The following is a 19,805-nucleotide window of genomic DNA, read 5'->3' on the forward strand; positions in this document are numbered from 1 at the left end:
TCCCGCTCGACGACTACGGGATGGCCGGCGGGCGGACCACCGGTCCCATCCCCGACGTACCGCTGTCGCACCCCTCAGCAGCGACATTCCTGGAGGTCGCACCCGTGCAGACCCAGACCCTGATACAGACCGAGACCGGCCACGACGATCCGGACGCCGACAGCGACGTCCTTGCGGCGGTGCCCCCGCAGGGCCGGCTCGCGCACCACCCCGAGACGGACGCCGAACCGCAGGACCCGCCCGGGACGCAGGAGCCGCCCGAACTCCCCGACGCCGACGCCGCGGAGACCGCGCCCGAGCCCGTCGAGCCGCTCCGCGGGCACGCCGACACCGGTGGTCCCTCCTCGGACCTGTTCCGCCAGTACCTGCGCGAGATCGGCCGCATCCCCCTGCTCACGGCAGCCGAGGAGGTCGAACTCGCCCGCCGCGTCGAGGCCGGACTGTTCGCCGAGGAGAAGCTCGCCCGCACCCCCGACCTCGACACCGAACTCGCCCTGGACCTGGACCGGCTGGTGGTCATGGGGCGGCTGGCCAAGCGGCGGCTGATCGAGGCCAACCTCCGGCTCGTCGTCTCCGTCGCCAAGCGCTACATCGGCCGCGGGCTGACCATGCTGGACCTCGTCCAGGAGGGGAACCTCGGCCTGATCAGGGCCGTCGAGAAGTTCGACTACGCCCGCGGCTACAAGTTCTCGACGTACGCGACCTGGTGGATCCGCCAGGCCATGTCCCGCGCCCTGGCCGACCAGGCCCGCACCATCCGCGTCCCGGTGCATGTCGTCGAACTCATCAACCGTGTCGTCCGCGTCCAGCGCCGCATGCTCCAGGAACGCGGCTACGAACCGACACCGGAAGAGGTCGCCGCACACCTGGAGCTGCCCGGCGAGCGGGTCATCGAGGTGCTGCGGCTCGCCCAGGAGCCCGTCTCGCTGCACGCGCCCGTCGGCGAGGAGGACGACGTGGCCCTCGGCGACCTCATCGAGGACGGCGACGCCGCGAGCCCGGTCGAGTCCGCCGCGTTCCTGCTGCTGCGGGAGCACCTGGAGGCGGTCCTGTCCACCCTCGGCGAACGCGAACGCAAGGTCGTACAACTCCGCTACGGCCTCGCCGACGGCCGTCCCCGCACCCTGGAGGAGATCGGCCGTATCTTCGGCGTGACCCGCGAACGCATCCGCCAGATCGAGTCCAAGACCCTGAACAAGCTCCGGGACCACGCGTTCGCGGACCAGCTGAGGGGCTATCTCGACTGAGAGGGGCCGCTCACGAGGAGCGGCCCCGGGAACTCAGTCGACCTCCGCGACCGCCTGCGCGAACTGCGCCTTGTACAGCCGCGCGTAGGCGCCGTCGGCCGCCAGCAGTTCCTCGTGCGAGCCCTGTTCCACGATGGAGCCGTTCTCCATCACGAGGATCGTGTCCGCGTCCCGGATCGTCGACAGCCGGTGCGCGATGACGAACGACGTCCGTCCGTGCGCCAGCTTCGCCATCGCCTTCTGGATCAGCACCTCGGTCCGGGTGTCGACGGAGCTCGTCGCCTCGTCGAGGACCAGGATCACCGGGTCCGACAGGAACGCCCGCGCGATGGTGATGAGCTGCTTCTCGCCCGCGCTGACGCCCGTGCCCTCGTCGTCGATCACGGTGTCGTAGCCGTCCGGCAGCGTACGGATGAACCGGTCGGCGTGGGCCGCCCGCGCGGCCTCCTCGATCTCCCCGCGCGTGATCTCGCGCGCGGCACCGTAGGCGATGTTCTCCGCGATGGTCCCGCCGAACAGCCAGGTGTCCTGGAGCACCATCCCTATCCCGGCCCGCAGTTCGTCCCGGGACATCTTCGCGATGTCGACCCCGTCGAGCGTGATCCGGCCGCCCGTGACGTCGTAGAACCGCATCAGCAGGTTCACGAGCGTCGTCTTGCCGGCTCCGGTCGGGCCGACGATCGCGACCGTGTGCCCCGGCTCGACCGCCAGCGACAGGTGCTCGATGAGCGGCTTGTCCGGGTCGTAGCGGAACGACACGTCCTCCAGCGCGACCCGCCCGCGCAGCTCCTCGGGACGCAGGCCCGGCACCGGGTCCGCCGCCTGTTCCTCGGCGTCGAGCAGGTCGAAGATCCGCTCCGCCGAGGCGACACCCGACTGCACGAGGTTCGCCATCGACGCGACCTGCGTCAGCGGCATGGAGAACTGCCGCGAGTACTGGATGAAGGCCTGCACATCACCGATGGACAGCGCACCCGACGCCACCCGCAGACCGCCCACGACGGCCACCAGCACATAGTTGAGGTTCGACACGAACATCATCAGCGGCTGCATGATGCCGCTGTTGAACTGCGCCTTGAACCCGGCCTCGTAGAGCTGCTCGTTCTGCTCCGCGAACCGCCGCGCCGACTCCTCCTGGCGCCCGAACACCTTCACCAGGGTGTGCCCGGTGTACATCTCCTCGATGTGCGCGTTCAGCTGGCCGGTGGTGCGCCACTGCTGCACGAAGTGCGGCTGCGACCGCTTGCCGATCCGGGTGGCCACGACGAAGGACAGCGGCACGGTCACCAGCGCGACCAGCGCCAGCAGCCACGACACCCAGAACATCACCGCGAGCACGCCGATGATCGTCAGCAGCGAGTTGATCATCTGCCCCATCGACTGCTGGAGCGTCTGCCCGATGTTGTCGATGTCGTTGGTGGCGCGGCTGAGCACCTCGCCGCGCTGCCGCTTGTCGAAGTACGACAGCGGAAGCCGCGACAGCTTCGCCTGTACGTCCTCACGCAGCCGGTAGACGGTCTTGTTGATGGCCCGGTTGGACAGCCGGGTGGTGACCGCCATCAGCAGGCCGGACACCAGGAACGTGCCCAGCGCGAGCAGCAGGATGTTCCCGACGGCGCCGAAGTCGATGCCCTTGCCCGGGGTGAAGTCCGTGCCGGAGAGCATGTCCGCGATGCCGCCCTCGCCCCGCTTGCGCATGGAGGCGAGCACCTGCGCCTTGGTGAGTCCGGCGGGCATCTGCCGACCGATGATGCCGGCGAAGACCAGGTCGGTGGCCTTGCCGAGGATCTTCGGCCCGATCACGGAGAGCCCGACGCTCAGCACACCGCAGACCAGCATCGCGATCATGAGGGTGCGTTCGGGTCTGAACTGGGCGAGGAGCCGTTTTCCGGACCCCTTGAAGTCCATCGAGCGCTGGTCGGGGCCGCCCGCGCCCATCATGCGTCCCATGGGCCCGGCCATCAGGCGGCCTCCGCTTCCGTCAGCTGGGAGAGGACGATCTCCCGATAGGTCTCGTTGTCTGCCATCAGCTCGTGATGGCGACCGGTGCCGACGACCCGGCCCTCGTCGAGGACCACGATCCGGTCGGCGTCCCGGATGGTCGCCACCCGCTGGGCGACGATGACGACGGTCGCCTCGGCGGTCTCCCGCGAGAGCGCCGCGCGCAGGGCCGCGTCGGTCGCGTAGTCGAGCGCGGAGAAGGAGTCGTCGAAGAGGTAGATCTCGGGACGCTGCACGAGGGTGCGGGCGATGGCGAGACGCTGGCGCTGGCCGCCGGAGACGTTGGTCCCGCCCTGTGCGATGGGGGAGTCGAGGCCGTTGTCCAGCTTGGACACGAACTCCTTGGCCTGCGCCACCTCCAGCGCGTGCCACAACTCCTCGTCGGTGGCGTCCGGGTTGCCGTAGCGCAGATTGGTGGCGACCGTCCCGGCGAAGAGATACGGCTTCTGCGGGACGAGTCCGACCGTCTTAGCGAGCAGCACCGGGTCGACCTCCTGGACGTTCACGCCGTCCACGAGCACCTCGCCCTCGGTGGCGTCGAACAGGCGGGGGATCAGCCCGAGCAGGGTCGACTTGCCGCTGCCGGTGGACCCGATGACGGCCGTCACCTCACCCGGCCGGGCCTCCACCTCGATGGCCTTGAGGACCGGCTCCTCGGCACCCGGGTAGCGGAACCCGGCGCCGCGGATCTCCAGATACCCGTGGCGGCGCAGCTCGACCACCGGCGCGGCGGGCGGCACGACGCTCGACTCGGTGTCGAGCACCTCCTCGATGCGCTCGGCGCACACCTCGGCGCGCGGCACCATCATGAACATGAAGGTCGCCATCATGACGGACATCACGATCTGCATGAGGTAGGCGAGGAACGCGGTCAGGTCGCCGATCTGCATGCCGCCGCTGTCGATGCGGTGCGCGCCGAACCAGACCACGGCGATCGACGACAGGTTGACCACGGTCATCACCAGGGGGAACATCAGCGCCAGCGTGCGGCCGGTGCCGAGGGACACCTCGGTCAGCTCGGTGTTGGCACCCTCGAAGCGGCCCTTCTCGTAGTCGTCGCGGACGAAGGCGCGGATCACCCGGTTGCCCGAGATCTGCTCGCGCAGCACCCGGTTCACGGTGTCCAGACGGACCTGCATGGTGCGGAACAGCGGGCGCAGCCGGCGCACGATCAGCGTCACGGAGATGCCGAGCACGGGCACCACGGCCACCAGGACGCCGGACAGCGGCACGTCCAGACCGAGTGCCATGACGATGCCGCCCACGCACATGATCGGCGCCGACACCATCAGGGTGAACGTCATCAGCGTGAGCATCTGCACCTGCTGCACGTCGTTCGTGGTGCGGGTGATCAGCGAAGGCGCTCCGAAGTGGCCCAGCTCACGCGAGGAGAACGACTGCACCCGGTCGAAGACGGCCGCCCGCATGTCCCGGCCGACGGAGGACGCGGTACGGGCGCCGAAGTAGACGGCGCCGATGTTGCAGAGGACCTGACCCAGCGAGACCGCGATCATCAGACCGCCGAAGGTCACGATGTAGTTCGTGTCCCCCTTCACGACACCGTGGTCGATGATGTGCGCGTTGAGGGTGGGCAGATAGAGCGTGGCGCAGGTCTGCAGGAACTGCAGCAGCACCAGCAGGATGATGGGTTTCCGGTATGGGGCCAGGTGGGCCCTCAGAAGTCGTATGAGCACGCGAGATCTCTCGGAGTTGCAGACGGAGGCGGGGCGGGCGGTGGTGCACCACCCCCTATCGTCGGACACTCCACCCGCGTTACCTCAACCGAATTAAGCCGACGGCGGGGCCGTCGGGCTGACTCGGACTCAGCCACGGGGCGGAGCAGGGGGAGGTGACGGGTGGGGTGGCGCGGGGACATCCGGGCGTGTGACGTGTACGACATCGGGGGCGGCGCGGGCAGGCGCGGGGCCGGCCTTCGGCTCACGGCCCATGAGCTACGACTGTGACCGGAACGCCCCCGGATGCGTCTGCTCGCGTACCGACACGTACTGCTGACGCACTGCCTGACCCACGGCCAGCTCGTCGCCGGGCTCCAGAACCTGCGCCACCGCCCCCTGCCAGGCCGGCGGGGTGCGCGGGTCGAGGGTGCCCTGCGACACGCCGAGGGACCAGGCCGCCTGCCGGGCCGCGCCGATCGCCGCGTAGTCGGCGGGCTGCGGCACCACCACCTGGACGCCGAACAGGGCGGGCGCCGCCGCCTGTACGGCGGGCAGCTCCGCGGCGGCACCGAGCAGGAAGATCCGCCGCACGTCGACCCCGCGCCCGCGCAGCACGTCCAGCGCGTCCGCGAGCCCGCACAGCATCCCCTCGAACGCGGCGCGCGCCAGGTGCTCGGGCTTCATCGACTCGCGCCGCAGTCCGGCCAGGGTGCCTGCGGTGTGCGGCAGATTCGGGGTCCGCTCGCCCTCCAGATAGGGCAGGAGCACCAGTCCGTGGGAGCCGGGCGTCGACTTCACGGCCAGCTCCGACAGGGACTCCAGGTCGGGCACGCCGAGGAGTTCGGCGGCGCCGCGCAGGGTGCGCACGGCGTTGAGCGTGGTCACCACCGGCAGATGCATGCCCGTCGCGTCCGCCAGGGAGGTGATCATCCCGGTGGAGTCGACGAGCGCCTCGGGGTGTACGGCCATCACGGACCCGGAGGCGCCGAGCGAGACGACCGCGTCGCCGAGCCCGATGCCGAGGCCAAGGGCGGCGGCCATGGTCTCGCCGGTGCCCGCGGAGATCAGCAGGCCCTCCGGTGTCGTACCGGCCGCCTCCGAGGGGCCGAGCACCTCGGGGAGCGCGGCCTGGTGGCCGAGCGCCAGCTCGACGAGGTCGGCGCGGTAGGCGCCGGTCGCCGTCGACCAGTACCCGGTGCCGGAGGCCCCGCCGCGGTCGGTGGTCCTTCTCAGGGGTCGCCCGAGCAACTGCCACACGAGCCAGTCATGGGCCTGCAGCAGCAGGGCGGTGCGGCGCGCGTTGTCGGGTTCGCTCCGGGCGAGCCAGCGCAGCTTGGTCACGGGCTGCGCGGCCTGCGGGACGCATCCGACGGCCTCGGCCCAGGCCTGCCGGCCGCCGAGGGCGTCGATCAGGTCGGCCGCCGCGACCTGCGCCCGCTTGTCACCGCCGACCAGCGCGGGCCGCACGGTGGCGCCCTGGGAGTCGAGGGGGACCAGCGCGTTCTGCTGCGCCGAGACACCGATGGCCTGGACGCCCTCCAGGAGTCCGCCGCCGGCCGCCTCCCCCAGGGACAGCAGCCAGGCCTGCGGATCGACATCGGAGGGACGGCTGCCACCCTCACTGCTCTCGACGGGATGCGGTGCATATCCCTGCCTGAGCACGGACCCCGTGTCCGCGTCGCAGACGACGATACGAGTGAAATCGGGCGAACTGTCCAACCCGGCGACTATCCCCATGGCGGAAATTCTGCCGTACGGAGGAGGGTGGCCGCGTCGTCCCGGGGCGGCGGCGGAGTGTCATCGGAGGGCTACTGCGGCGGAGGTGGTCCGGGTGCCGCTGGGGCGTGAGGGGCGGCCGTGGCAGAAGCGGTCGGTTGTGGCCGGGGCGGGAGCGGCAGGTGGTGTTGCCGGTCCGATCCCCACTGCCCGGGTCCGGTCCGGGGTCAGGTGTTGCTGGTGCCCCAGTCGTCCGAGCCGTCGCCGTTCGCGTTCCGTGCCCGCAGCGAGCGCACCCGGCCGGCGACCGAGTCGGGCATGTGGTCGCCGACCTTGTCGCTCACCGCGTGGTACGCCTTGCCGGCGATCTCGCGCCCCTGCTGGGCGGCCGTCTCGGCGGTGTTGCGCACGGCGGGGTTCTGCGCGACCTGGCGGGCGGACTTCTTCAGCTGCTCGTAACGTTCGCGTCCGGCTCGTGTGCCGAGCACATAGCCCAGGACAAGCCCGGCGACGAACGTGAGCCGATAGCGCATGGCGGCCATCCTTCCCTTGCGTCTGCGTCGTGCCTTGGGTATCCGGCGCGGCGGGTACCGATTGGCGGAGCACCCCTCTGCTTGCGCTAATGTATGTGTCGCAGCGAGCGCGCGCCCCCTGGCGGATACCCAGGAGGGTACGTTCGATGCAACGAGGCATTCCTCCGTAGCTCAATTGGCAGAGCAGCCGGCTGTTAACCGGCAGGTTACTGGTTCGAGTCCAGTCGGGGGAGCTCGATCCTCCGTAGCTCAATTGGCAGAGCAGCCGGCTGTTAACCGGCAGGTTACTGGTTCGAGTCCAGTCGGGGGAGCGTCTGAAGAGGACCCCTCAGGGGTCCTTTTTCATGTCCGCAGGAACCGTCACGCCCACGGCGGAGTCCTCAAGGTCACGTGTAGCCGACCATCCGAAGCAGGAGATCGTATGAGCGGCTATGCTGCGGCAGACGGCGCGCACACATGTACGCGACGCGCCGTGACGGGGCGGTAGCTCAGCCGGTTAGAGCAGCGGACTCATAATCCGTCGGCCGTGGGTTCGAGTCCCACCCGCCCCACTGCACGCTACGCGCGCAGAAACGATGTGATCAGCAGTGACGCAGAGCACGCCGATCAAGTCTGTGGTCCTCGGACAGGCTCCGGGGGCCGCAGTCGTCCGTTTCGCCGCAGGTGCACTCGGTCGGCGGAGGATCACGGACGACCCGGCCGGCCGTCGGTGCGAGGGACATGACTCGCGCGGACGCGACCGACGGGATGAAAGACACGACGCCCGACCGTCGGGGCTCACATCACCCCGAGCCCCCGCTTCGCGAGCCGCTTGAGGGCGTGTGAGAACTCGGTGACCGCCATGCCGAGTTCCCTGTGCAGGGCCCGCACGCCGGAGTGGGTGTCCGGGTCCAGCGTGGGGGGAGCGACGGGCCTGGTGGGAGCGGATCCGGCCGTCCACCCGATGGGCGTTGCCGCGCACGATGACCGGCATCTCGTACAGGGCGAGCGGATCGGCCGCCCTGGACCACCACTTGGGCGCCGTACGAGGCAGGGTGGGCGCGATCCGTGCCCATTCGTCCGGTGGAGTCTGCCCGCCGAGCACCGGCATCAGCTGGATCCTGGCTTCGATGAACGGCGTGGTGAACGCGCGGAGTTCGGCTGGAGGGGGTCGAGCTGCGGGAGGTGGCTGCCTTGATCCCTCAGAGCGATGTGTATCTGGCCCCCGGCGCGGCGGCCACGGCACCCGCGGGCACGCCGCCGAGACCGATCCAGGCCACGGGCACGTCGGACTGGGCCACGGGCTTCCCTAGGGGTGCCTGACAATTCCCGCCGTGCCCGGGCGCACGTCCCGGCCGCCAGGCCGGGGGGCGAGCCGGTGAACCTTTCCGGTCACAGCACCAGACACTCCGGACACACAGCCATGCTCATGGTGGCAGCCAGGCGCGGCCCGGGGAACAGGGCGAACGTCGACAGCGCCCGGCGCGGCCACGGGCGGCTTCGAGGGGGAGTGGCTCGGGGTGCTTGGGCCCCATCGGTCGCTGCGGAGTTTCTCGCGCGCCGGAGTTGTGTCCGGGGGCGTAGTGCCGTGAGCGGGCACGGCAGCCACCGGCCGGCGCCCGAGTCCGCGGAGGGACTGCGGGCGCTCGCCGGCCGGTAGTGCGGGGGGTCAGGCCGCCAGCGGGTTCAGGGTCAGGGGTTTGATCTTGCCTTCCAGCATGGCGCCCAGGCCCTGTACGGCGCAGATGTCGGGGCGTTCGGCGATGCGTACCGGCATGCCGGTCCACTGCCGGAGCATCTGGTCGAGGCCCGGGAGCAGGGCGCTGCCGCCGACCATCATGATGCCGCGGTCGGCGAGGTCGGCCACCAGGTCGGGCGGGCAGTCCCGCAGCACCTTGCCGATGCCGTCGAGCATGGCCGTCAGCGGGGTCTCGATCGCCTCCCGCACCGCCGCCGTGTCGACCTTCACCGAGCGCGCGAGCCCGGTCGCCACGTCCCGGCCGAGGATCTCGGTGGCCGCGAGTGTGTCGGGGGCGGTCCCGTTGCCGGAGAGGGCCAGTCGCAGCGGGCGTACGGACTGGCTCGGCAGCATCAACGCGTGCTCGTGGCGCAGATGCTGGACGATCGCGTGGTCGACGGCCTCGCCGCCCACCGGGATCCGTTCCGCGGTCACGATGTTCCCCAGCGACAGGACGGCGATCTGGGTGGCGGCGGCACCGCACACCATGATCATGGAGGCCTCGGGCTGCTCGACGGGCAGCCCGCAGCCCACGGCGGCGGCGACCAGCGTGTCGACCAGTTCCACCCGGCGCGCCCCCAGCCCGACGAGCGTCTCCACCGCCGCGCGCTGGGCCAGTGGGTCCGCGTCGTGCGGGGTGCAGGCGGCGGCCCGGAGCCGGGGCTTGCGGCGCAGGGCGCGGCGGAGTTTCTCACCGAGCAGATGGCGCAGCATGCGCTGGGCCATCTCGATGTCGACGACGGTGCCGCCGGACACCGGTCGCATCACGCGGATGTACGAGGGGGTCCGCCCCGTCATCTTCTCGGCCAGCTCGCCGACCGCTATCAGCGAACCGGTCCGGGTGTTCACCGCCGCGGCGCTCGGCTGGTCGACGACCAGCCCCGAGCCCTTGACGTACACACGGGTCCTGGCCGCGCCGAGGTCGACAGCGAAGTGGCAACGGCGCAGCTGGTCCAGGCTGACGGTCATGCGGTACCTCCCGAGAACGGACCGCGGGCGGCCGCCGGGTGGCGGGCCTCTCCTCAGCATCGTCGCCCGGTCCGGGAGACCTCGCCCCTTGAAGAGGGCCAGGCGGGTTCACCCGATCGGGTGTGCGCGGGTGCGTTGTGTCCTGGAGAGGCTGTGCGCGGTCCGTGTCGGAGCCCCGTGCTCGTCCGCAGCGGTGCAGTGCCGGTTCATCCGCGCGGCGGGGGTGAGACGGTCCTCTCGCCCGCGATTCCCCGTACCACCCCGAGGGCTACCAGATCCTGGGGGCGCACGCGCAGCTGGTCCGCCGTCGCCCGCACCTGGTCCGCCGGGCGCTTGAGTATCGCGGCGGCGAGCTCCGGCGCGATGACCGAGAAGTAGCTGTCCGGGGTGGCCCAGGTGTTGTCCGGTGCGGCCAGGGCCAGCGCCCCGCCCGAGCCGCCCTCCCCGATCACCAGGGTGGTCAGCGGCGTACGGGCCGTCGCCACGGCGGTGAACAGGTCCGCGATGGCGGCGCCCACCCCCTGCCGCTCGGCCTCCGCGTCGTTGGCGGCGCCCGGTGTGTCCACCAGCGTCAGCACGGGCACGGACAGGGCGTCGGCCAGCCGGATCAGCCGGGCGGCCGTGCGGTATCCGGCGGGACGGGTGGCGGTGCCGGTCTGGGCGGCGTACGCGATCGTACGGCCGTCGTGGCCGCCGAAGCCGCACAGCATGCCGTCCGGGTCCCGGCCGCCGCCGCGGTCGCCGCCGAGCTCCGCGCGGCGGGTGAAGTACGAGTCCAGATACGCCCGCGCGCGGGGCCGCTCCGGATCCCGGGCCCGCCGTACGGCGTCCCAGCCGGTCGCCGGGAGGTCCACGGCCCCCAGCGCCCGGGGCACCGGGGCGGGTTCGGCCGAGGACGCCGTCAGGAGTCCCAGCCACAGGGCCGACGCCGCCCGCAGTTCCCCGGGCGGTACGACCGCGTCGACCGTGCCCGCCGCCAGCTGCGCCTCCGCCGAGTACGCCGCCGGGTCCGCGTCCGGCGGGCGCACCCGGGAGCCCGCGAAGCCCACCTGGGCGCCGGGCAGGGCCAGCACCACGTCGGCGCCCGCGCCCAGCGTGGCCCAGCCGCCGCCGGTCGTCGGGTCCCGCAGGACCGCGAGTTGCGCGAGCCCGGCCGCACGGGTGAGCGCCGACTGCCGGGCCACGCGCTGGAGCTGGGTCAGCGCGAGCATGCCCTCCTGCATCCGGCTGCCGCCCGTCGCGACCAGCGAGACGACCGGCAGCCGGTGCGTACGGGCGTAGGTGTGCGCCGCCTCCAGCCGGTCCCCGGTGCGCTCGCCGAGCGAGCCGCCGAGGAAGCCGAACTCGAACGCGATCAGCACGGCCGGGGTGGAGCCGACGGTCCCGCGCCCGACCACCACGGACTCCTCCTCGCCGGTGCGCGCGGTGGCGCGGGCGCGCGAGGCGTCGTAGCCCGTCCAGGTGAGCGGGCCGTCCGGGCGCGACTCCCCGGCCGCCGGGCCCGGCAGCCGGGTGAAGTCGTCGGTGACGAGGGCGAGCGCCTCCCGCGCGGACAGGCGCTCAGGCATCGCCCAGTGCCCGCTTCATGATCTTCCCCATGTCGTTGCGGGGCAGGGCGTCGAGGTAGCGGACCGTGCGGGGCCGCTTGTGCGGGGCGAGCCGGCGCGCCACATGGTCGGCCAGTTCGTCGGCGCCCGGCAGGACGTCGGGGTCGGCAGGCACCACCCAGGCGACGATCCGCTCGCCCAGATCGTCGTCGGGTTCGCCGGTGACGGCGGCCTCCCGCACCCCCGGGTGCTCCAGGAGCGCGTTCTCGATCTCGCCCGCCCCGATCTTGTACCCCCCGCTCTTGATCAGGTCGGTGGCCTTGCGGCCCACGATGCGCACATAGCCGTCGGGCTCGCGCACCGCCATGTCCCCGGTGCGGAACCAGCCGTCGGCGGTGAAGGCGGCGGCGGTCGCGTCGGGCCGGTTGAGGTATCCGGTGAACAGGTTCGGGCCGCGCACCTGGATCTCGCCGACCGTCTCCCCGTCGTACGCCGGGACCGGCGTGCCGTCCTCCTCGACGAGCCGCAGGTCCACGCCCGGCAGCGGCACGCCCACCGTTCCCGCGCGCGGCTCCCCGTCCGCGCGGACGCTGGTGTTCATCAGCGTCTCCGTCATGCCGTACCGCTCGATGACCCGGCGCCCGGTCGCGGTGGCGATCCGCTCGTGGTCGTGCACCGGCAGCGCGGCGGACCCGGAGACCAGCAGCCGGGCCCCGGCGAGCGCCTTGGCCAGCTCGGGGTCGCCGGGCAGTGCCTCCGCGATCCGGTGGTACATCGTCGGCACCCCGAACAGCATGGTCGCCCCGGCGCCCAGTTCGCGGGCCACACCGTCCGTGCCGAAGCGCCCCAGGTGCCGTACGGAGCCGCCGCGCCGCAGGGGGCCCAGGATGCCGAGCACCAGCCCGTGCACATGGAACAGCGGGAGCCCGTGCACGAGGACGTCGTCCTCGGTCCACTGCCAGGCGTCCGCGAGCGCGTCGAGGGTCGAGGCCACGGCCCTGCGGGGGATGAGGGCGCCCTTGGGCGGGCCGGTGGTCCCGGAGGTGTAGACGACGAGGGCGGGGCTCTCGTCGTCGACCTCGGCGGGTGCGTACGTTCCCGTGCCGCGTACGTCGACGTCCACGCGCTCCAACGCCCTTACGGGCTCGGGCAGTTCGTCGCCGGGAGAGGCCAGGACGAGCGACGGCGCGCTGTCCGCCAGGATGTGGCCGAGCTCGCGCTCCCCTGACTTCGGGTTGAGCGGGACGACGGGCACTCCGGCGGTCAGCGCGGCCACCACCGCGACGGCGGTCTCCAGCGAGGGCGTGGCCCACAGGGCCACCCTCCGGGCCGCTCGGGCCGCCTTCCCCGGAGCGGTCGGCTCCGTTCGGGTCGGCTCCGTCCCAGGAGGTACCGCGCCGCCCAGTCGCCCGGCGAGCGCGCCCGCCGCCGCGGCCAGCTCGGCACGGGTCAGGGCTCGCTCCCCGAACCGCAGCGCGGGCCGCCGCGCCGCCCCGGGGTCGGTCAGGGCCGGAAAGAGGGAGGGCACGCGGGACTCCTCGCGTCGAAGCGGACAGGGCGTGGTGCGGACATCGAATCCGTTCCTACACCAGAGTGAGCGAAACCTGCCTCCGCCGTGACGGAGACCTCAGGTGAAGGTCAACACGGGTGCCGCGGTCTTTTGGGGCGTTGTTAGCCTGCGCGCACATGTCGTCCCGCGAACAGGAGTCCAGACGTGTTTCGTACCGCCACCGCGCGCGTCGCGCTCGTCACCTGCCGTCCCGGTCCCGAGGTGACGACCGACGGTGATCTTCCGGCGCTCGTACGGGAGTTGACGGCTGCCGGAGCGGGCGCCGACGCCGTTTACTGGGACGATCCGGACGTCGACTGGGCGGCGTACGACCTGGCCGTGATCCGTTCCACCTGGGACTACAGCTGGCGGGCCGCGGAGTTCACCGCCTGGGCCGAGCGGTGCGGGAAGCTCACGCGGCTGGCCAACCCGGCGCCCGTCGTGCGCTGGAACACCGACAAGCGCTATCTCGGGGAGCTGGCCGCCGCGGGCGTCCCGGTCGTCCCCACCCGGTATCTGGCCCCGGGCGACCCCGTCGAGCTGCCCGACGACGAGTACGTCGTCAAGCCGACCTCGGGCGCGGGCGCCCGGTTCGCCGCCCGGTACACACCCGAGGAGCACGACACCGCCGTACGGCAGCTCGCGCGGATGCACGCCGAGGGGTTCACGGCGATGGTGCAGCCCTATGTGCGGGGCATAGACGTGGCCGGGGAACGGGCGCTGCAGTTCTTCGGCGGGCGGCTGCTGCACGCCAGCCGGAAGGGGGCCGTTCTCACGCCCGGCACTCCGTACGACGAGCGGAAGGTGGCGCACCCCGGCCTGGAGCCCTGGACCCCGACCCCGGCCGAACGCGCCGTCGCCGAGCGCGCCCTGGCCGCCGTACCGGGCGCTCCGGAACTGCTCTACGCCCGTGTCGACCTGGTGGACGGCGCGGACGGGCAGCCGTGGGTGATGGAACTGGAACTTGTCGAGCCGAATCTGTTCCTCTCACTGCACCCGGGTTCCGTGCCGAAGGTGGTGGAGGCCGTCCTGGCCGCCGCGGACCGGCGCGCGCCAGGGGATGTCTGACGATTCCCGCCGGGCGCGCGACTCCCCCAGCCGGGCGGCTGGGAGGTGCCCCCAGGCACGGCACCTCGTCGCGTTGTCGGATCACCCGAGTGCGTCCGGTACGCGGATGATCCTCCGCCTTGCGATGCTCCCCCGGCTACCGCCGGGAGGTGCCCCCCTGCGCCGGACGCCGCGCGCTGATCCGGCGCGAATCGTCAGACACTCCCTAGTCCCCGACGGCCACCCGCTGCAACAGTCCCCAGGTGAACTCGGCGACCACCTCCCGCCGTACGCCGTTCGCGTCCGGGGCGGTGAAGGCGAGGCCCCAGCGAGTGGGGGCCGTGCCCTCCAGGGGGCGGGCCGGGGCGAAGGCGCGGGCGACCTCGTCGACCGTGCAGGACCAGGGGGTCAGGTCGTCGATCGTCTCCAGCTTCGGCGCCGGTGCTCCGGGGGCCCGGATCAGCCACTCGTTCCAGACCTGCCCGCCCGGGCCGGCCAGCACCTCGAAGCGCAGGTCGGGCCAGAGCGGGACGGGCCACAGCCGGGCCTCGCAGTCCAGGTCACCGATCCGGCGGGGGGCCTTGGACTCCGGTTCGCCGAGGACCGAGCGGATGAGGGCGCCGGTCGCCCGGGCGCGCGGTGACCGGACCATCGCCTGCCAGCGCCGGTTGGCCTCACGCATGTCGGCGATGGACACGCCCAGGGTCCGGCGGGCGTCCTCCACCAGGTCCGGGTTGTGGTCGGCCATACGGCGCAACAGGACGAGCTGGAAGTCCTGGGGGCCGAAGGGGGGTTGGGGGATCCGGTTCACGGGCGCCGCCGACAGCCTTGGGTCTCGGTGGAGGGGTCTACGGGCCCCACCGTACTGCCCGTCGACGGTCACCGCGGTCAGGAGGGGCAGGGGGCGGCGGGACGGGGGCGGTGGCTCGCAGGTTGCTCCTGAGGCCCATGAGATCGGCCACATTGTCATGACCTAGTAAAGCGACGGTCAACCGTCTACCGTGTGCGGCGAGCAATTTTCGCTGCGCACGCCCTCTGCGGTCGCTTCTCTCGACGGCAGGGGGAGTGGTAGGGGGTGCAGCGCACGTGCGCGTCGCGCACGGCCGGCCGCTCACGGCACGCTTTCGGGCTGCTCACTGACCAGTGCAGCGCGAGTGGTGCCGTATCTCGTCGCGGTCCCGGAGTACCCCCTGCGACAGATGCGCCGAGGGGGAGAGGGACGCAGATGAAGAGGCTTGCTGCTGCCGTGACCACGGCCGCCGGGCTGCTCGCACGGCACGGTGACACTCCGTCCGCCGAGGTGGCCGACGGACCCGGGGCGGCGCGGTCGTGCATGTCGCCGCTCAGGCCGTGCGGGTGACGTCCCTCTCGCTCAGGTGACCTACCGCGTGTGAGGGGCTGAGGACGGGCGGACGCGTCCTCGCGTTCCCGTTCGCCGGTCCGGCGAGGTCGTTCCGCCTCCGGCTCCTCCCGCCCGCCGCACCCGGCCTGGCGCTCACCTCACCCTCCCTGCCCGGTCTTCCGGGTTCCCGATGTCCCGATCCCCCGACCCGTTCGACGCGGACCCGGTGCCGGCGACCTCGCTCGCCGGCTCCCGCGACGGGTACTGCCACCTGCCCCGCGCCCGCGCGCTCGGGCTGTCCGGCAGAACTCCCCTGTCCTCCGGCCCCGTCGAGGGCCGGAACGCACCCATCCCTTCTCCGATGAGCAAGGAGTTCCATGAAACGGAGTCAGCGCCCGCCCGTGCGAAGACGAAGAGGCATCCTCAGAGGCGTCTCGTGGGCGGCGGCGACGGCGGTCCTGGCCGGTCTGCTGAGCGCGTACCCGGCCGTCGCCGACGGCACGCCGGGCGACGCGCCGGACGGCACGGTGGAGCCGTACCACCTGAGTGCCCGTCAGCAGGTGGTGGACATCTGGGCCACCGGCGGTACCGAGGTCAAGGCCGCGGCCGAGAAGGCCCTCACCGGCAGCGACGACGACATCGCCGTCTTCCTCACGACCTACGGAGACCTCCAGACGCAGGACTTCCGGGTCGAGGCGGCACAGATCGGCTCCCTGGGCGGGGACAACACCCTCGACGCGGCGCGTCAGGCCCTCGACGGTCCGGAGTCCGGTCTCGCCGGCTTCCTCAGGAGCGGGTGGCAGAACGCCGTCCAGCAGGATGAGCGCGTTCTCGTCGCCCGGGCGATCGACGTGGGCGGCCCCGAGGTGCAGGCACGCGGCCGGGCAGCTCTCAACGGCACCACCGAGGACATGGAGAAGTTCCTGACCTCGGGCCGAAGCGAGGCCCAGGAGCAGGACGACCGTGTCCTGGCGGCCCAGATCGTGGGCGCCGGCGGAACGCAGGTGAAGGCCGCCGGACGCCTCGCGCTGGACGGCTCGGCCGACGACATCCGCGAGTTCCTGGACGTGGGCCAGTTCGTGGCCCGCAGCCGTGACGAGGAGTACGCGAGCGTCACGGAACTGGCGGACCAGGCGGACCGGGCCGGCAAGCTCGCCGCCACGGAGACCAAGGCCGCCGAAGCCGCCTCCAAGGAGGCGATCAAGGCCTCGAAGCAGGCCAAGGAGGCCGCGCAGAAGGCCGCGCAGGAGGCCGAGGCGACCAAGCAGGACTCGGAGGACGCCGCACGCGCCGCCAACCGGGCCGCGAGTGCCGCCGCCGGAGCCGCGAAGGCCGCCCAGCGGGCCATCGCCGCAGCCGACGCCGCCAACAGGTCGGCCCGCGTGGCGTCCTCCGCCGCGGCCCAGGCGGCGGCCGCCGCCGTCGGCGCCGCCAACGCCGCCTCCAACGCGCGCAATGCAGCCGCGGCGGCCGCCACCAACGCGAAGCAGGCGGACGCTGCCAAGAAGGCCGCCCAGCAGGCGAACGCGGCGGCCGAGGGCGCCACCAAGGCCGCCGACGCCGCGGACCAGGCCGTGAAGGCCGCCACGGCCGCCGGTGACGCCGCCGCCTCCGCGGCGAGCGCGGGATCCAACGCCGCCGCGGCCGCCGACGCCGCCGTACTCGCCGGCCAGTACGCCGGGGAGAGCAGCGCCGCCGCGGCGAACGCCCGGGCCGCCGCCGCCCAGGCGCGCCGGCAGGCCGCGGAGGCCAACCGGGCCGCCGGCGAGGCCGAGTCGCTCGCCCGCAAGGCGGCCACGGCGGCCGCCGACGCGCGCGACGCCGCCCGTGCGGCCGCCGCGCACGCCAAGAAGGCGGCGGACGCGGCGAACGACGCCGCCAAGCACGCCGGTGAGGCGAACACCGCGGCCCAGCGTTCCACCGAGCACGCCAACGCGGCCACCGAGGCGGCGAACGCCGCCTCCAAGGCCGCCCAGCAGGCGCAGACCGTGTACACGCTCGCCCGCCAGGTGGAGAGCGCGGAACTGCTCACCCGTACCAACGCCGGCATCGAGAACGCCCGCGATCTGAAGGCCCAGGAGGACGCCCAGGCAGCGCAGCGCAAGCAGGAGGCCGACGACGCCGACCAGCGCCGCCGCACCGCGGACGACCTCGCACAGAAGGCGCAGAGCGGTACCGGCGACGAGGAGATCGCCCGACTGGGCCGGCAACTCGCCCTGGCCGACGTGAAGGACGGCAAGCCCTGGATGCGCGCCGCCGCCCAGACGGCACTCGGCGCGGACACCGCCGGCGTCGTCGCCTATGTGCGCACCGGCCGCACCGACGCCCAGCAGCAGGACGACCGGACGGACGTCGAGCGGCTGGCCGAGGAGAGCGCCGTCAAGGAGGTGCGCGACGGCGCCGAACAGGCTCTCAAGGGCGATGCCGCCACCGTGAGCGCGTTCCTGCACGAGGGCCAGTACCAGGTGGGCAGCCAGGCGTTCCGGGTGGCGATCGCCCAGGCCGCCGACGCCGGGGGCCCCATCGTCAAGGAGCGGGCCCGCAAGGCGCTGGACGCCGGCACCACCGACGCCTTCCGGACGTTCCTCACCGACACCCTTGCCAAGGCCCAGGTCGAGGACGACCGGGTGAAGGCCGCCCAGCTCGCCGACAGCGGCACCCCGGAGGTGAAGTCCGCGGCGCGTATCGCGCTGGAGGGCCCCTCCTATCTGCTGCGCGAGTTCGTCGAGTCCGGCCAGTACACCGCCCAGCGCAAGGACATGCTGTCCCTCACGCACCAGCAGCAGGTGCAGCAGCTGGTGTCGCAGGCGGCCGAGGTCGCGGCCAAGGCCCAGCAGAACGCCGCGAAGGCCCAGGTCACCGCAGCCAATGCCCGCAAGGCGAGCACGGAGGCGGACAAGTGGGCGGCGAAGGCGAAGCAGTCCGAGGAGCAGGCCGGAGACTACGCGAAGGAGGCCGACCAGCACGCCAAGGACGCTGAGGCGTCGGCCCGGCAGGCGGCGGAGTCGGCGAGGACCGCACGTGCCGCGGCCGACCGCGCGAACCGGTCGGCGCACGACGCGGCGGTCTCGGCCAGCGACGCCACCACGTCGGCGGAACTGGCCCAGAACTCCGCGAGTTCCGCGTGGGCGGCGGCGGCCGAGGCGAAGGCCTCCGCGGACCGAGCCGGCAAGAGCGCGGCCGAGGCCCTGAAGGCCGCGACCGACGCGTTCACCGTCACGGTCAAGAAGTACCGCGAGGAGGAGGAACAGCGCCGGCGCGAGGCCGTGGCCAAGAAGGAGGCCGCGGAGAAGAACCCGGGCACACGCGCCGAAGAGCTGTACCGGTGCGGCATCGTGGGCTGCGACGCCGTCAAGAACCCCGGGCGCTGGTGCCAGCACAACGAGGTCTACTGCGACGTACTGTCCAAGACCCCGGAACTGACGATCCTCGTCGACAACTTCACCTGGTTCGTCGAAACCATCACCGGTCTCGGCTCGCTGGACCAGATGCAGAACTGCGCCGAGCAGGGCGACCTGGAGGCGTGCTGGCAGCTGGGCCGGGACATGGCGGTGTCGTCCAAGTTCCGCATGGTCGGCGCCGCCTACAAGATGCTGATGAGGCTGGAGCACGGCTGCGGGGAGTGTTTCCTGGCCGGCACCCGTGTCCTCATGGCGGACGGCAGCCAGAAGCCGATCGAGAAGCTCCAGGCCGGCGACCTGGTCCGGGCCACCGACCCGCTCACCGGCGAGACGGGGGCGCGGCATGTCACCCGGCAGATCATCACCAAGGACGACAAGCACTTCGCCACGGTGACCATCCGGGGTCCGACCAGCGGCCCGAGCCACATCACGGCCACCTACGACCATCCCTTCTGGAGCGTCAACCTCCGCGCCTGGGTGTCCGCCACGGACCTGCTGCCGGGCGACAGCCTGCGCACGGACAGCGGTGCGACGGCGACCGTCGTCGCGAACCACGCCTTCGACCGACGGGCGATCACCTACAGCCTCACGGTCGAGGGTCTGCACACGTTCTACGTGCTGGCCGGGAAGACCCCGCTGCTGGTCCACAACTCCGAGTGCAAGCCGCTGGTGCTGGGTCTGTCGAAGTTCCTCGACGAAGAGACCGAGCGCCACAAGGGCTACAACTTCATGGACGACGATCTGAAGGAAGAAATCGGCAGGGTGAACGGCAAGCCGTACACCAAGTGGATGGCCGCCGTGCAGGACGCGCTCAGGAGCAACAAGAAGGTGTACGTGAGCCTGAAGGGCTTCGACCCGATCGAGGGAACGTGGCAGCAGAAGTTCGACACGGCCGTTGAGAGGGGGCAGGGCGACAACTGGTCGTCCACCGAGTGGGAGATGGCTCAGATCGAGCGGTACTACCGGACGGGCGACCTCGATTGGAAGAACGTGGAATTCTACGACGACAATGGCGTCAAGGTTGACATCGACCCGCCGAAACCCCCGAAGAAGAAGTAGA

The 19,805-nt window shown here is 72.1% G+C and carries 11 protein-coding genes and 3 tRNA genes; 6 read left to right on the plus strand and 8 right to left on the minus strand.

The features are described from left to right. Window positions 1-20 precede the first annotated feature (20 nt). Window positions 21-1,247: an RNA polymerase sigma factor gene (locus tag ACFY2Z_RS35740; protein WP_390748186.1), complete on the plus strand. Its 1,227-nt coding sequence runs from the start codon at window positions 21-23 to the stop codon at window positions 1,245-1,247. 33 nt (window positions 1,248-1,280) lie between these two features. Here ACFY2Z_RS35740 and ACFY2Z_RS35745 read toward each other — a convergent pair whose 3' ends face one another. From ACFY2Z_RS35745 to ACFY2Z_RS35760, 4 genes are all read right to left on the minus strand, one after another. After that, on the minus strand, window positions 1,281-3,209 hold the full coding sequence (locus tag ACFY2Z_RS35745; RefSeq protein WP_390748154.1) for an ABC transporter ATP-binding protein: 1,929 nt from the start codon (window positions 3,207-3,209) through the stop codon (window positions 1,281-1,283). Beyond that, window positions 3,209-4,942, minus strand: coding sequence for an ABC transporter ATP-binding protein (locus tag ACFY2Z_RS35750; RefSeq protein WP_390748155.1), 1,734 nt, complete (start codon window positions 4,940-4,942; stop codon window positions 3,209-3,211). Before ACFY2Z_RS35750 ends, ACFY2Z_RS35745 begins: the two co-directional genes overlap by 1 nt. Before the next feature lie 258 nt (window positions 4,943-5,200). Then, window positions 5,201-6,661 carry an FGGY family carbohydrate kinase gene (locus ACFY2Z_RS35755; RefSeq protein ID WP_390748156.1) on the minus strand — a complete coding sequence of 487 codons (1,461 nt, stop codon included), beginning with the start codon at window positions 6,659-6,661 and terminating at the stop codon, window positions 5,201-5,203. 206 nt (window positions 6,662-6,867) lie between these two features. Then, window positions 6,868-7,173: a YtxH domain-containing protein gene (locus tag ACFY2Z_RS35760; RefSeq protein WP_355919599.1), complete on the minus strand. Its 306-nt coding sequence runs from the start codon at window positions 7,171-7,173 to the stop codon at window positions 6,868-6,870. A 160-nt stretch (window positions 7,174-7,333) separates the two neighbouring features. Here ACFY2Z_RS35760 and ACFY2Z_RS35765 point away from each other — a divergent pair. The 3 genes from ACFY2Z_RS35765 (at window position 7,334) to ACFY2Z_RS35775 (ending at window position 7,724) form a co-directional block, all read left to right on the plus strand. Then, a tRNA-Asn gene (locus ACFY2Z_RS35765) sits at window positions 7,334-7,406 on the plus strand. Between the two features lie 5 nt (window positions 7,407-7,411). After that, window positions 7,412-7,484 (plus strand) — tRNA-Asn (locus tag ACFY2Z_RS35770). A 166-nt stretch (window positions 7,485-7,650) separates the two neighbouring features. Next, window positions 7,651-7,724, plus strand: a tRNA-Ile gene (locus ACFY2Z_RS35775). A gap of 1,097 nt (window positions 7,725-8,821) precedes the next feature. Here the strand turns inward: ACFY2Z_RS35775 and ACFY2Z_RS35780 are convergent. The 3 genes from ACFY2Z_RS35780 to ACFY2Z_RS35790 form a co-directional block, all read right to left on the minus strand. Then, window positions 8,822-9,859: a rod shape-determining protein gene (locus tag ACFY2Z_RS35780; protein WP_390748157.1), complete on the minus strand. Its 1,038-nt coding sequence runs from the start codon at window positions 9,857-9,859 to the stop codon at window positions 8,822-8,824. 206 nt (window positions 9,860-10,065) lie between these two features. After that, window positions 10,066-11,427: a carboxyl transferase domain-containing protein gene (locus ACFY2Z_RS35785; RefSeq protein WP_390748158.1), complete on the minus strand. Its 1,362-nt coding sequence runs from the start codon at window positions 11,425-11,427 to the stop codon at window positions 10,066-10,068. After that, the gene (locus tag ACFY2Z_RS35790) at window positions 11,420-12,934 is read right to left on the minus strand and encodes an acyl-CoA synthetase (protein ID WP_390748159.1); all 1,515 of its coding nucleotides are present in this window, start codon (window positions 12,932-12,934) and stop codon (window positions 11,420-11,422) included. Before ACFY2Z_RS35790 ends, ACFY2Z_RS35785 begins: the two co-directional genes overlap by 8 nt. 186 nt (window positions 12,935-13,120) lie before the next feature. Here ACFY2Z_RS35790 and ACFY2Z_RS35795 point away from each other — a divergent pair, with 186 nt between their 5' ends. Beyond that, window positions 13,121-14,023: a RimK family alpha-L-glutamate ligase gene (locus ACFY2Z_RS35795; protein WP_390748160.1), complete on the plus strand. Its 903-nt coding sequence runs from the start codon at window positions 13,121-13,123 to the stop codon at window positions 14,021-14,023. Window positions 14,024-14,228: 205 nt separating this feature from the next. On the opposite strand, the gene ACFY2Z_RS35800 is transcribed toward ACFY2Z_RS35795, so the two are convergent. After that, window positions 14,229-14,813, minus strand: coding sequence for a hypothetical protein (locus ACFY2Z_RS35800; RefSeq protein WP_390748161.1), 585 nt, complete (start codon window positions 14,811-14,813; stop codon window positions 14,229-14,231). 908 nt (window positions 14,814-15,721) lie between these two features. Between ACFY2Z_RS35800 and ACFY2Z_RS35805 the strand changes: the two genes are divergently transcribed. Then, on the plus strand, window positions 15,722-19,804 hold the full coding sequence (locus ACFY2Z_RS35805; protein WP_390748162.1) for a polymorphic toxin-type HINT domain-containing protein: 4,083 nt from the start codon (window positions 15,722-15,724) through the stop codon (window positions 19,802-19,804). The last annotated feature ends 1 nt before the right edge of the window (window position 19,805 follow it).

It is taken from the genome of Streptomyces sp. NPDC001222 (genome assembly GCF_042896945.1).
GTDB lineage: Bacteria > Actinomycetota > Actinomycetes > Streptomycetales > Streptomycetaceae > Streptomyces > Streptomyces gibsoniae.